Genomic DNA, 13,017 nt, shown 5'->3' with positions numbered 1-13,017 from the left:
GTTTTTTTGAAATATATGGATAGAAGTATTATAATAGATTTGTAAACTTCACCAGGTTAAGTATATACGTAGAGAGGGATGTATAAAATGAAAGCACTACTTTGGCATAATCAACGTGATGTACGAGTAGAAGAAGTACCAGAACCAACTGTAAGACCAGGAGCAGTTAAGATTAAAGTTAAATGGTGTGGTATCTGCGGAACAGACTTGCATGAATATTTAGCAGGACCTATTTTTATTCCAACAGAAGAGCACCCATTAACACACGTAAAAGCACCGGTTATTTTAGGTCATGAGTTTAGTGGTGAGGTAGTTGAAATCGGTGAAGGCGTTACTTCTCATAAAGTGGGAGATCGCGTCGTTGTAGAACCAATTTATTCTTGTGGTAAATGTGAAGCTTGTAAACACGGACATTACAATGTTTGTGAACAACTTGTTTTCCACGGTCTTGGTGGAGAAGGCGGCGGTTTCTCTGAATATACAGTAGTACCAGAAGATATGGTCCACCATATTCCTGATGAAATGACGTATGAACAAGGTGCACTTGTAGAACCAGCAGCAGTAGCAGTTCATGCAGTACGTCAAAGTAAATTAAAAGAGGGAGAAGCTGTAGCGGTATTTGGTTGTGGTCCGATTGGGCTTCTTGTAATCCAAGCAGCAAAAGCAGCAGGAGCAACTCCTGTTATCGCAGTGGAACTTTCTAAAGAACGTCAAGAGGTAGCTAAATTAGCAGGTGCTGATTACGTATTAAATCCAGCAACTCAAGATGTACTAGCAGAAATTCGTAACTTAACAAATGGTTTAGGTGTAAATGTGAGCTTTGAAGTAACAGGTGTCGAAGTAGTACTTCGTCAAGCGATTGAAAGTACAAGTTTTGAAGGACAAACTGTAATTGTTAGTGTGTGGGAAAAAGATGCGACAATTACGCCAAACAACCTTGTACTAAAAGAAAAAGAAGTTATCGGTATTCTTGGATACCGTCATATCTTCCCAGCTGTTATTAAATTAATTAGCTCTGGCCAAATTCAAGCAGAGAAATTAATTACGAAAAAAATCACAGTGGATCAAGTTGTTGAAGAAGGATTTGAAGCACTTGTAAAAGATAAAACACAAGTGAAAATTCTTGTTTCACCTAAATAATAGAGAATAGTAAAAAGTAGCCCTTTTCTAGAAATAGAAGAGGGCTACTTTTTTTCTATACAGAAAGGTGATAGACTTTCCTTTAACTAAAGGTATTTTGTTTGGAAGGGGAAGTCTAATGCTTTCATTTATGTTGACATTGAAACGGATGTTAAAAGCTTGTTTACGAGCGTGGAAAGATAAAGAATTTCAAGTATTATTCGTATTAACATTTTTAACATTAACATCTGGTACGATTTTTTATAGTACAGTTGAAGGATTACGTCCTCTTGATGCTTTATATTTTAGTGTGGTCACGTTGACGACTGTCGGTGATGGGAATTTTAGTCCGCAAACTGATTTCGGAAAGGTATTTACAATCTTATACATATTTATTGGGATTGGACTAGTATTTGGATTTATTCATAAATTGGCAGTTAATGTACAGCTGCCAAGTATATTATCGAATAGAAAAAAAGAGTAAAGCATGTGGATGCTTTACTCTTTTTTTACATTAGTTTAGACAATCATTTGCAGTAGATTAACAATACTTTATTACAATATAAGAGCATTCATTCATTATATTCACTATGTATAAAGTTATAATGATATGAACATCTGCATATTTTAATTTATTGATAGAATTTTCACGAAAGGTGGGATATTCTAGTCATAGGTTAACCGTAAGACATCGTAGGATCCTAACAAAAATCTTTACAATAATTCTATTATAAAATGGAGGATTTCAGATGAAAAAGAAAGTACTTGCTTTAGCAGCAGCTATTACGTTAGTAGCGCCATTACAAAATGTAGCTTTTGCACATGAAAAGAATGAAGAAAGTAGAGCGATTATTACTCAGTATTGGTCTGCGGAAGATAAACACTCAGAAGGTGTAAATTCTCATTTATGGATTGTAAACCGTGCTATTGATATTATGTCTCGTAATACAACACTTGTAAGACAAGATGAAGTAGCGCTATTAAATGAATGGCGCACAGATTTAGAAAATGGCATTTATTCTGCTGATTATGAAAATCCTTATTATGACAATAGTACATTTGCGTCACATTTCTATGATCCAGACGATGGAAGTACATACATTCCACTTGCAAAGCAAGCGAAGGAAACTGGAGCTAAGTATTTTAAATTAGCTGGTGAATCTTATAAAAATAAAGATATGAAACAAGCATTCTTCTATTTAGGGTTATCTCTTCATTATTTAGGGGATGTAAATCAACCGATGCATGCAGCAAACTTTACGAATATTTCTTATCCACAAGGATTCCATTCTAAATATGAAAACTTTGTAGATACGATAAAAGATAATTACAAAGTAACGGACGGAAATGGATATTGGAATTGGAAAGGTATAAACCCTGAAGATTGGATTCATGGTGCTGCGGTAGCTGCGAAACAAGATTTCCCTAGTATCGTAAATAGTAATACGAAAAGTTGGTTCGTGCAAGCTGCTGTATCACAAAGTTATGCCGACAAATGGCGCGCTGAAGTTACACCAATGACTGGTAAGCGATTAATGGAAGCGCAACGTGTAACTGCTGGATACATTCAGCTTTGGTTTGATACGTACGGAAATCGTTAAGTATTGGAGAAAGGTCAAATCTCAGAATAGAGTATTTGGCCTTTTTATCACTATACAGTAAACGGAGGATATGAATTGTGAAAAGTAAATTGCTAAAAGGTGTACTTAGCTTTGGGATTGGTTTAGGAGTTTTATACGGAGGATCTTCAGCTCAAGCAGAAACGTCTACAAATCAAAATAATACTTTGAAAGTGATGACGCATAATGTGTACATGCTATCAACAAACTTATATCCGAACTGGGGACAAAATGAGCGTGCTGATTTAATTGGAGCGGCAGATTATATAAAGAATCAGGATGTTGTTATATTAAATGAAGTGTTTGATAATAGTGCTTCAAATCGCTTATTAGGAAATTTGAAGAAAGAATATCCAAATCAAACGGCAGTATTAGGTCGTAGTAGTGGAAGTGAGTGGGATAAGACGTTAGGAAATTATTCATCTTCGACTCCTGAAGATGGAGGTGTAGCGATTGTGAGTAAATGGCCAATTGTTGAAAAGATTCAATATTTATTTGAAAAAGGCTGTGGACCAGATAACTTATCAAATAAAGGATTTGTATACACAAAAGTTAAGAAAAATGATCGTTTTGTACATGTGATTGGGACTCATTTACAAGCTGAAGATAGTATGTGTGGAAATACTTCGCCAGCATCTGTACGTACAAAACAGCTACGAGAAATTCAAGAGTTTATTAAAAATAAAAATATACCAAATAACGAGTATGTGTTAATTGGTGGTGATATGAATGTAAATAAAATAAATGCTGAGAATAATAGCAATTCAGAGTATGCATCGATGTTTAAAACATTACATGCGTCTGTTCCATCTTATATAGGACATACAGCAACTTGGGATGCGACGACAAACAGTATTGCGAAATACAATTATCCAGATGCACCTGCTGAACATTTAGATTATATTATTGCGAGTAAAGATCATGCGAATCCATCATTCGTAGAGAATAACGTATTACAAGTGAAATCTCCAAAGTGGTCTGTTACATCATGGTTCAAAAAATATACGTATGATGATTATTCTGATCATTATCCAGTAGAGGCGACTATTTCTATGAAGTAGAGTAGTCTTAAAAAAGTTTCTTCGTGAAGAAGAAACTTTTTTTATTTGAAAACAGGAAAATCATTTTTTCTTTCCAATATGTATAAGACATATATAGAAGAGGAGAGAAAAATGTGGATAGAGGAATTTTTAAGGAAGTTCCATTACCGTGTGCATTTTTAGATGAAGTGGCTTTAGAGAGGAATATTCAATCGATTATAGAGTTAAGTGGAGATAAGAAAATTCGTATAGCGAGTAAATCATTACGCTCTGTTCCAGTTATGAAAAAGATTTTAGCTGCAAATAATCGGTTTCAAGGTATTATGTGTTTTTCTCCTAGAGAAGCTTTGTTTTTAATTGAACAAGGATTTAATGATTTATTGCTCGGATATCCTGTTTATGATGAAAGAGCTTTACATGAAATTAGTTTGCTAACAAAGCAAGGGCACATTATAACTTGTATGGTGGATTGTGAAGACCATATTACTTATTTAGAAAAGATTGCTGAGAAGTCTAAAGGGTGTTTTCGCGTTTGTTTGGATATTGATATGAGTAGTCGTTTTTTAAAAATTCATTTTGGTGTAAAAAGATCCCCGGTAAAAGATGTGCAGAGCGCTTTGAAAATAGTAGAAAAGGTGAAGGGCTCATCATATTTAATACTAGATGGTGTAATGGGATATGAAGCTCAAATTGCCGGGGTGGGGGATCATATACCGAATCAATGGATGAAAAGTAAAGCTGTTTCGTATTTAAAGAAGAAATCAGTGTTAGAGGTTAAAGAAAGAAGAGGACGTATCGTAAAAGAAATACAAAACCTTGGTAGTGAACTAAGATTTGTAAATGGGGGAGGAACGGGAAGTATAAAAACAACTGAGCAAGATAACGCAGTTACGGAGATGACTGTAGGATCCGCCTTTTACTCTCCTAAACTGTTTGATTATTATAAAGAAGTAAAATTTCAGCCAGCTGCCGGATTTGCTTTACCAGTTGTACGTAAACCGGATCCTTTTATTTATACTTGCCTAGGTGGCGGATATATTGCCTCAGGTGCAGTTGGTAAAGATAAAGAGCCTGAGGTTTGGATGCCGCATGGTGCAAAACTATTAGCTTTAGAAGGTGCTGGTGAAGTGCAAACGCCAATTTTTTATAACGGCGAGGAACGAGTGGATATAGGAGATTCTATCTTGTTTCGTCATAGTAAAGCTGGGGAGTTATGTGAGCGTTTTCCTATTTTGTATCGCATTAAACAAGGGGAAATTGTTGGAGAGTATTCAACATATCGGGGGGATGGACAATGCTTTCTATAAAGGGACAAAAATGGAGAAATTGGACAGGGAATGTAGAAGGAACGCCGCATTATACGATGTATCCAAAAAGTATACAAGATGTAGTAGAAGTTGTGGGGCTTGCACGAAAAAAAGGAAAGAAAATTCGTGTTGTCGGTTCAGGTCATTCGTTTACACCTCTTGTGCAAACGGAAGAAATTTTAGTTTCTTTAGATGAATTGAAGGGCATTGTGAATATTGATGCAGAGAAGAAGGTTGCCGAAGTATGGGCGGGAACAAAGCTACATGATTTAGGGAAGTTACTTCAGGAAAAAGGTTATGCGCAAGAAAATTTAGGGGATATTGATTCACAATCTATTGCAGGAGCGATTAGTACGGGGACTCATGGGACGGGTGTTACATTTGGGAGTTTATCAACACAAGTTATAGAGATCACGGCAGTTTTATCAACAGGTGAGAGTATAGTTTGTTCAGAAGCCGAGAACGCTGAATATTGGAAAGCATTTCAGTTGTCGCTTGGAATGCTAGGTATCATTGTAAAGATAAAATTGAAGGTTATCCCAGCGTACTCGCTTGTTTATGAAAGTGAAAAACAATCATTGTCTACTGTAATGAACAAACTAGAAGAATATAAGAAGAATCGTCATTTTGAATTTTTCGTTTTTCCTTATTCAGATGAAGTACAAGTGAAATTTACAAACGAAACAACGAGTAAAGAAAGTGATTTGAAATGGCATAAACTAAAGGTGGAGTTACTTGAAAATAGGATGTTCTCTTTATTATCTAAAGGGTGTAAATGGTTTCCTTCTATAAGTAAAGGAGTAAGCCGATTATCAGCTAAGGCTGTACCGAACACGAAAATAATTGGACCAAGCTATGAAGTGTTCGCTACATCACGTACAGTTCCATTTTATGAAATGGAGTACAGTGTCCCTTCAAAGTATATGAGAGCTGTTGTAGAAGAAATTTCAAATCTTATTGAAAAGAAAAAGTATAAGGTGCACTTCCCGATTGAATGCCGCTACGTGAGAGGTGATGATATATGGCTCAGTCCAGCATATGGAAGAGATTCAGCGTATATAGCTGTTCATATGTATAAAGGTATGAAGTATGCCGCTTATTTTGGTGAAGTGGAGAAAATTTTTCTAAAGTATGAAGGGCGCCCACATTGGGGGAAAATGCATACGTTAACGTACGAAAAATTGCAAAATATATATCCAGAATTGCATTCGTTTCTAAAAGTGAGGAAGTCACTAGATGAAACAGGAATATTTTTAAGCCCTTATACAGAAAAGTTATTTACGATTATGAAAAAAAGCTGACAAATTAGTATTTGTCAGCTTTTTTAAGTGTAATTGCATTTCTTGTATGACTAATACGCTCGTAAAATAGTAATTTATCACTACTAAATACATGTAATAAAACATGAATAATAAATAGCCCGTTAATTACAAATTGGAATAACAGTATAACTAGTAATACTAAAGACTCTGTATGATTTAAAATAGAGCTACTAGAAAGAATGTAATTGATTCCACCTAAAATGAAATAGAATATACCGTAACGAATGAATAATTCTTTTAGTGTAATACGCTCTGCTTGTCCTTTAATGTAAATACGAAGCAACGCTTTCCCTATTGTTCTTCCATTTGTAAAGTATGGGATGATAATAAAGTAAATTAAGATTGAACATGCGATGAAAAGGAGTTCGTATACATTTGTATAAGATTGGATGTTAGAAATAAATAGTGAGTTTCCTTTGTTTTTAATGAAAGGTACAACGATAGATAAGAAGATCCAATCAATTTGCATAGCGATGAGACGACGAACGAATCCGACTGGTTTCGTTTCCAAATCAATATGACTATCTAATTCGCTTGTTTTTGGCAGGAAGTACGTAAATATTGGCGCAATGATAAAACCGATTACGCCGCCTAGTGTGTTTAAAAACAGATCGTCGATATCGAATAAGCGATATGCACAATTATAAATACCATATAATCCAGTTACTTGTGTTAATTCAAAGAACAGTGAAAGGCAAAAAGAAATGCACACTGTTTGGAAGAAACTACGTTGGAAATAATAACGTAAGTAAATACCGAATGGAACGGTTAATAGAACGTTAAAAGCAACTTGTAAAAATGCAGATTCTTTTAATAACAAGAAATAAGTAGTAGGTTTCGTTAAAATTGCCGATGTATGATTACTAATCTCTTGTATGAAATAAAATGGTGAGAGTTGCATATGCTGTGTATTAGCGGGTTGTAGGCTACAAGTATCATACGTTTGTGGTAACGGCAAAATAACAAGAAAATAGGCATTTAATAAGTAAAGTAATAATGAGTATAAAATAAATGAGCGCCATTTATTTAAATAACCATATTTTCGATAATTAAATATTAAAAAAGGAATTAATAGAAACATTGCTAAAATAGGAAATAAAATAAAAGCTGTTTTTACTGGAAATAAATATGCAGTCAAAATGAAGCTCCTTTCAATGAAATTTCGTTTATCATTATAGCGCTTAAAAGAATGTAAAACAAAGTTGAAATAGCTCGAAATAGAAAAAATTACAAATTTAAAATAGATTAAGCTATAATAAGTTTAATATAAAGATATTATGATTATACAAGTTGAAAGAGGGTACATGATATGCAATATGAGCTTTTTTCGGTAAGCGGGGATCATATTACAACTTTTGAAAGCACATGGCGTTTTCAAGAGGGGGAACAGATTTTTGTTCATGATGATAATACAAAACGAAATTTTATTATTATTCGCTTAACACATGATTTATTTCAAAAAAATACACATGTTATTCGCTTGTATTGTCAGGAAAAGAAAGTTTATGCATAAGGAAAAACCACTTACTGTATGAGGGCAGTAAGTGGTTTTTTATCGCGCTATTTGTGGGCAGTAAAACTCCCACCTCAAAATTCAGGTGGAGCAAAGAAGTTAGGCAGCAGGGGGGATGAACAAAACCCCCACTGATTAAAGTTTCATTTTATAAGAAAATGATAGTTAGCACACCTACGATAATACAGTAGAAAGAGAAGTATTTTAAATTTCCTTTTGCCATAATGTTCATAAACCATTTTAATGAAATATATGTCATGACAAATGTTGCGATGAAAGCAACAATATAAGGTACAAATAATGTATCTAAATTTGGATCGTTTGCAATGTCTGTAATACTTAACAATAAACCACCTAAGCTAACAGGAATGTATAGTAAGAATGAGAAGCGAAGAGCTGTTTCTTGCTTCATACCAAGTAACATTGCTGCCACGATTGTAGCACCTGATCTGCTTATACCAGGAATTAGTGCGCAAGCTTGTGCTAGACCAATAATGATTGCATCTTTCATAGAAAGGTCGCCATCATTTTTACGTCCACGCAAGTTTCGAATAATCCAAAGGCCGATAGCAGTAATAAGAAGGGAAATCCCAACCATTTTAACACCTTTTAAATAGTGGTCGATATAATCTTTAAATAAAACTCCAATTACACCTGCTGGAATGGTTGCAATAACAAGGTAAATAATAAAGAAGAAATCTGATTTTGCATCTTCTGCTCTTGTGAATATATAAGATAGACCATTCTTTGTTAGACGAATTAAGTCATTTCTATAAATAAGTAATACAGCTAATAATGAAGCTGAATTAACAAGTAGCTCAAAGCTAAACCCTTCTATTTTTAGTCCTAGCAAATGCTGTGCTAAAACGAGGTGACCGCTTGAAGAAATCGGAATTGGTTCTGTTAGTCCTTGGAATAGACCAAGAATTAAATATTTTAAAATGTAATAAAATTGTTCCATAACATCCTCCTTGTGTATTAGTCGAAAGAAATAACTTTTCTATTATAACAAAAGAGAGAGTGAATATTGAGAAGAAAATAATATTCGAAATATAATAAAAATCCCCTATGACGTCATAGGGGGTTTTTTACATTACTGAAAACCTACTATTTTTTGAATACTTTTTGATAATTGAACATCGACTTTTTCAGCATCATTAATATGATTCATAATAGTAGTGTTTAATTTTTGGAACATTTGTTGTGTGTTTGCAAATTCTCGTAATATATCATCGTTACAAGATTTTTGGTTTTCGATAGCTTTAATAACATTTGTAGCGCCACTTTGTAATGTTTGAATCATCATTAAAATATTTTCAATTCTAGCGTTAGTATCAGCGCTCATTTCAACACCTTCATCAACTAAATGTAAATTATCTTTTGTATTTTCATATGCTTTTTCAATTTCTTCTTGAATTTTTTTCGTTAAGTTACCGATGTTTTTTGTACTTTCAGCTGTACTTTCAGCTAGTTTTCTTACTTCATTAGCAACAACAGCAAATCCTTTACCGTGTTCTCCAGCACGTGCAGCTTCAATACTTGCATTCAACGCTAGTAAATTTGTTTGTGCTGCAATGTTTTGAATCACTTCTACAATTTGTTCAATTTCTTTAGAGCGTTCGCTTAAATGATTCATACTATTAGAAGTACGTTGAGATTGTTCACCTAATCTATTAATTACAATGAGTAAGCGATGAACGGATTCTTTTCCTTCATTAGAGCAATCGATAATTTCTTCAATAGATTGAATTAAGCTTTGCTCTTTTTGTAGCATTTCGTTATTTAATTCGTTGGAATGTGTAGTGCGCATAGAAACATTTTCAAAGCATGCGTTCAATTGTTGAATTAAGTTTTGGAGTGTATGATGTTGGCTATTTACAAGTTCGTGCTCTTGCATAACGCTTTTTACACGATTATGGATAGAAGATATAATTTCTTGTTTTTCCACATCTTTTTGTTTTAATTCTGCTTCTAGTTCATGTATATGAGTTTCTAGTTGATCAATTTTATGTTGGAGTGATTTCTTTTGAGTAAACATTTTATTTAATTCAACCGCCTTTGGGATTTTTAATTTCTCTATATTTGGATTTTAGCATCTTTTATAATTTTTAAATATAGGAATTGTTAAATATTTAAGAATCTATTACATTTTGTTCACAATTCTCTTTTTTTGTCATGAAAAATAAACTGTATTTAATGGTCCTGTAAACAAACTGTAAAATAAATCATGTATAACTGTATAAGAAGGGAGTCGGATTATGAACTATTTTAAGCGAATCAGTAGTCTAGTATTAGCAGGAATTATCGTTCTTTCTAGTACAGTCGCTGTAAAAGCAGAGTCAAACGACGAGAAACTTAACAACATGCAACAGCAATTGCAGCAAAACGATGCAGATATGCAGAAGAAAGAGCAAGAGAAGCAAGCTGTTAGTAAAGAAATTCAAGGTATCGAAAATGAACTACATAATTTAAATAATACAATTGCAAAAAATAAAGAGGATCAAGCTGCTATTCAACGGAAAATCGATGAAACACATAAGCAGATTGAACAAAAAAAGAACGAAATTGTCGTTTTAGAAGATAAAGTCCTTGCTCGTAAGGATATTATGAAAAAACGTATGGTTTCTGTTCAAAATAGCTCAAATACGAGTTTAGTAGTAGAAGTTGTTGTAGAATCAAAAAACTTTGCAGATTTCATACAACGTATGAACGCAGTTACGACTATTCTAGAAGCAGATAAAGAAATTTTACGTCTACAAGAACAAGATCTTCGTCAAATTGAAGAAGATAAAAAAGAGATTGATGAAAAAGAAGCATCTTTAGTAGTAGATAAACAAAAATTAGCAAAAGCACAAGCTGATTTGCAAGATAACTTGAAAAAACGTCAAGATAACTTACAAACAGTTCAAGCTAAATATAATCAGGTTGCAAGCCAACTTAATTTAGCAGCAGAAGAAAAGGCTAAAATTGAATCAAATATGAAGGCAGTACAAGAAACAATCGCTCGTGAACAAGAAGCGGCAAGAATTGCAGCGGAAGAGCGTGCAAAAGCGGAAGCAGCTGCAAAGGCTGAGCAAGAAGCTTTAGCGAAAGCGCAAGCGGAAGTTGCTGAAAAGCAAAAGCAAGAAAAAGCTAATAAACCAGCTGAACCAGTTGCTAATAATAGTTCGAAAGTAGAGCCTGAACAGCCTAAAGTAACTGCTGGCGGAAAAGAAATGTATGTACACGCAACAGCTTATACAGCAGATCCATCTGAAAATGGTTATGCAGCAGGTCAACAAGTATATTCTGCATGGGGAGGTTATAATCTAACTGCAAACCCAGGAATGAAATTAATTGCGGTGGATCCATCTGTTATTCCATTAGGATCTACTGTAAATGTTGAAGGCTATGGAATTGCAATTGCAGCAGATACTGGTGGCGCGATTAAAGGTCACAAAATCGATGTTTTAATGCCGGATAAAGCTTCGTCTAGTAATTGGGGCAGAAAAAATGTTAAAGTTACAATTTTAAACTAAAACGAAATCCAACTTTACAATACGTAGAGTTGGATTTTTTTGTGGAAATAATGTTAAGTTGAGTTTACATTTTGTTAAGAATAGCATACAATAATGGTGAGAGGTGGTAAAATTGACCATTTTAAACAGGGTGAAGGAATTAAGAGCGCGTTTTAATTTTACACAAAGTGTATTAGCGGAAAAAGTCGGAGTGACGAGACAAACAATTGCAGCAATTGAAAAGGGGGATTACGTTCCTTCATTGTTACTAGCATTGACGATTTGTGATGTATTCGAGTTAAAGATGGAAGATGTGTTTGTTTTAAATAAGGAGGGGGAAGAGGATGAGTAGACTCGTATTTTCTTATATGCTAAATGTACTTTTAATGGTATTAGCAGGTTGGGCGTTTATTGAGTTGTATTATTTTACTATTGAAGTCGCTAATTTTATTCAAACGGAGAGAGTACCATCTGAAATTTCACTGAGTTTAATGCCGCTAGGATTACTTTTAATATTTGGTATTGTATCGACTGTTCTTTATAAAATTCAAAAGAAAAAATATAAAGAGCTCTCGTATTGGATGTTTCCACTATTATTTCCTCAAGAGGATGAGAGAGAAAAGGCAATTACAGAAAAGGCTTGTCGTACTACATTTATGTCACTATGGTACGTGTTGCCTTGTGCGGTTGGTTTTTTAACTCTTTCTCCAATTGCTAATCTATATGTTCCTGCATATCCAATATATATTGCATTTAGTATTTTCTTTATTCAAATGACGATTTTTCACGTATCCTTATATCGAAATAAAATCGCTTAAAAAGAAACCTTCTTGCATCGGCAAGAAGGTTTCTTTTCATCTTACACTTGTACATATAGCAATATTATCTTATCATTTTATATAGAGTAAGATTTTGTAACGGAAAGGAATTGTATATGAATAAGCAAAGAATTTATAGTATAGTAGCAATCCTTCTATTTGTTGTAGGTGGTGTGTTAATCGGAAAGCCATTTTATGATGGATATCAGGCTGAAAAGAAGCAGACAGCGAATGTGCAAGCTGTTCAAAAAATGGATTATGAAAAACATGAGACGGAATTTGTAGATGCTTCGAAAATTGATCAACCAGACTTGGCAGAAGTAGCGAGTGCATCATTAGATAAGAAACAAGTAATTGGTCGTATTTCGATTCCGAGTGTTTCATTAGAACTTCCTGTTTTAAAATCTTCTACTGAGAAAAACCTATTATCAGGTGCAGCAACAGTAAAAGAAAATCAAGTAATGGGAAAAGGGAATTATGCATTAGCAGGACATAACATGTCTAAAAAAGGTGTTTTATTTAGTGATGTAGCCTCTTTAAAAAAAGGCGATAAAATGTATTTGTATGATAATGAAAACGAATATGAATATGCGGTTACTGGTGTATCTGAAGTAACTCCTGATAAATGGGAAGTTGTCGAGGATCATGGGAAAGATGAAATAACGCTTATTACATGTGTATCCGTTAAGGATAATTCTAAGCGTTACGTTGTTGCTGGTGATTTAGTAGGAACAAAGGCTAAGAAATAAAGAAAAAAGAAGGTTCACTCTTTAAAGAGTGAA

The 13,017-nt window shown here is 33.9% G+C and carries 13 protein-coding genes and 1 pseudogene; 11 read left to right on the top strand and 3 right to left on the bottom strand.

Features of this window, described 5'->3' with window-relative positions:
* The first annotated feature begins 87 nt into the window (after positions 1-87).
* The 6 genes from bdhA to MR155_RS18600 all read left to right on the top strand — a co-directional run bounded on the left by bdhA (position 88) and on the right by MR155_RS18600 (position 6,386).
* On the top strand, positions 88-1,140 hold the full coding sequence (bdhA, locus tag MR155_RS18625) for a (R,R)-butanediol dehydrogenase (RefSeq protein WP_242310821.1): 1,053 nt from the start codon (positions 88-90) through the stop codon (positions 1,138-1,140).
* Between the two features lie 118 nt (positions 1,141-1,258).
* Entirely contained in the window at positions 1,259-1,603 is a 345-nt protein-coding gene (locus MR155_RS18620; protein WP_000948239.1) for a potassium channel family protein, read from the top strand.
* Positions 1,604-1,868: 265 nt separating this feature from the next.
* Entirely contained in the window at positions 1,869-2,720 is an 852-nt protein-coding gene (gene cerA, locus MR155_RS18615) for a phospholipase CerA (RefSeq protein ID WP_242310820.1), read from the top strand.
* 77 nt (positions 2,721-2,797) lie between these two features.
* Positions 2,798-3,799, top strand: coding sequence for a sphingomyelin phosphodiesterase (gene sph / locus MR155_RS18610; protein WP_242310819.1), 1,002 nt, complete (start codon positions 2,798-2,800; stop codon positions 3,797-3,799).
* A gap of 113 nt (positions 3,800-3,912) precedes the next feature.
* Positions 3,913-5,085 carry an amino acid deaminase/aldolase gene (locus tag MR155_RS18605; protein WP_242310818.1) on the top strand — a complete coding sequence of 391 codons (1,173 nt, stop codon included), beginning with the start codon at positions 3,913-3,915 and terminating at the stop codon, positions 5,083-5,085.
* Positions 5,073-6,386 carry a D-arabinono-1,4-lactone oxidase gene (locus tag MR155_RS18600; protein ID WP_219300062.1) on the top strand — a complete coding sequence of 438 codons (1,314 nt, stop codon included), beginning with the start codon at positions 5,073-5,075 and terminating at the stop codon, positions 6,384-6,386. Before MR155_RS18605 ends, MR155_RS18600 begins: the two co-directional genes overlap by 13 nt.
* 4 nt (positions 6,387-6,390) lie before the next feature.
* On the opposite strand, the gene MR155_RS18595 is transcribed toward MR155_RS18600, so the two are convergent.
* The gene (locus MR155_RS18595) at positions 6,391-7,545 is read right to left on the bottom strand and encodes a VanZ family protein (RefSeq protein ID WP_219300060.1); all 1,155 of its coding nucleotides are present in this window, start codon (positions 7,543-7,545) and stop codon (positions 6,391-6,393) included.
* Between the two features lie 171 nt (positions 7,546-7,716).
* Between MR155_RS18595 and MR155_RS18590 the strand changes: the two genes are divergently transcribed.
* Complete coding sequence (locus tag MR155_RS18590) at positions 7,717-7,920, top strand: hypothetical protein (protein WP_002010557.1); 204 nt, start codon at positions 7,717-7,719, stop codon at positions 7,918-7,920.
* A 148-nt stretch (positions 7,921-8,068) separates the two neighbouring features.
* Here the strand turns inward: MR155_RS18590 and MR155_RS18585 are convergent, their stop codons facing one another.
* On the bottom strand, positions 8,069-8,881 hold the full coding sequence (locus MR155_RS18585; protein WP_002010553.1) for an undecaprenyl-diphosphate phosphatase: 813 nt from the start codon (positions 8,879-8,881) through the stop codon (positions 8,069-8,071).
* Positions 8,882-9,013: 132 nt separating this feature from the next.
* Positions 9,014-9,517, bottom strand: a pseudogene (locus MR155_RS32260) (methyl-accepting chemotaxis protein); the annotation flags it as partial.
* A 661-nt stretch (positions 9,518-10,178) separates the two neighbouring features.
* Between MR155_RS32260 and MR155_RS18575 the strand changes: the two are divergent.
* The 4 genes from MR155_RS18575 to MR155_RS18560 all read left to right on the top strand — a co-directional run bounded on the left by MR155_RS18575 (position 10,179) and on the right by MR155_RS18560 (position 12,984).
* Positions 10,179-11,438: a 3D domain-containing protein gene (locus MR155_RS18575; RefSeq protein ID WP_002134418.1), complete on the top strand. Its 1,260-nt coding sequence runs from the start codon at positions 10,179-10,181 to the stop codon at positions 11,436-11,438.
* Positions 11,439-11,550: 112 nt separating this feature from the next.
* Positions 11,551-11,769, top strand: a complete 219-nt coding sequence (locus MR155_RS18570; RefSeq protein WP_002167109.1) for a helix-turn-helix transcriptional regulator — start codon at positions 11,551-11,553, stop codon at positions 11,767-11,769.
* Positions 11,762-12,235 (top strand): hypothetical protein, encoded by a 474-nt coding sequence (locus tag MR155_RS18565; RefSeq protein ID WP_000089016.1) that lies wholly within the window; start codon positions 11,762-11,764, stop codon positions 12,233-12,235. The genes MR155_RS18570 and MR155_RS18565 overlap by 8 nt, the downstream gene beginning before the upstream one ends.
* Before the next feature lie 116 nt (positions 12,236-12,351).
* On the top strand, positions 12,352-12,984 hold the full coding sequence (locus MR155_RS18560; protein WP_219300054.1) for a class A sortase: 633 nt from the start codon (positions 12,352-12,354) through the stop codon (positions 12,982-12,984).
* Positions 12,985-13,017: the final 33 nt, after the last annotated feature.

The sequence above is a fragment of the Bacillus cereus group sp. BfR-BA-01331 genome (assembly GCF_022663915.1).
Lineage (GTDB): Bacteria > Bacillota > Bacilli > Bacillales > Bacillaceae_G > Bacillus_A > Bacillus_A mycoides.
Note: the sequence above shows the minus strand (reverse complement) of the source record. Positions and strands in the feature narration are given on the sequence as shown.

Excerpts from the sequence above, each read along its gene's own strand:
- MR155_RS18575 (WP_002134418.1), top strand. The coding sequence starts at position 10,179 with ATGAACTATTTTAAGCGAATCAGTAGTCTAGTATTAGCAGGAATTATC.
- MR155_RS18585 (WP_002010553.1), bottom strand. The coding sequence starts at position 8,881 with ATGGAACAATTTTATTACATTTTAAAATATTTAATTCTTGGTCTATTC.
- MR155_RS18565 (WP_000089016.1), top strand. The coding sequence starts at position 11,762 with ATGAGTAGACTCGTATTTTCTTATATGCTAAATGTACTTTTAATGGTA.
- bdhA (WP_242310821.1), top strand. The coding sequence starts at position 88 with ATGAAAGCACTACTTTGGCATAATCAACGTGATGTACGAGTAGAAGAA.
- MR155_RS18590 (WP_002010557.1), top strand. The coding sequence starts at position 7,717 with ATGCAATATGAGCTTTTTTCGGTAAGCGGGGATCATATTACAACTTTT.
- cerA (WP_242310820.1), top strand. The coding sequence starts at position 1,869 with ATGAAAAAGAAAGTACTTGCTTTAGCAGCAGCTATTACGTTAGTAGCG.
- MR155_RS18620 (WP_000948239.1), top strand. The coding sequence starts at position 1,259 with ATGCTTTCATTTATGTTGACATTGAAACGGATGTTAAAAGCTTGTTTA.
- MR155_RS18560 (WP_219300054.1), top strand. The coding sequence starts at position 12,352 with ATGAATAAGCAAAGAATTTATAGTATAGTAGCAATCCTTCTATTTGTT.
- MR155_RS18600 (WP_219300062.1), top strand. The coding sequence starts at position 5,073 with ATGCTTTCTATAAAGGGACAAAAATGGAGAAATTGGACAGGGAATGTA.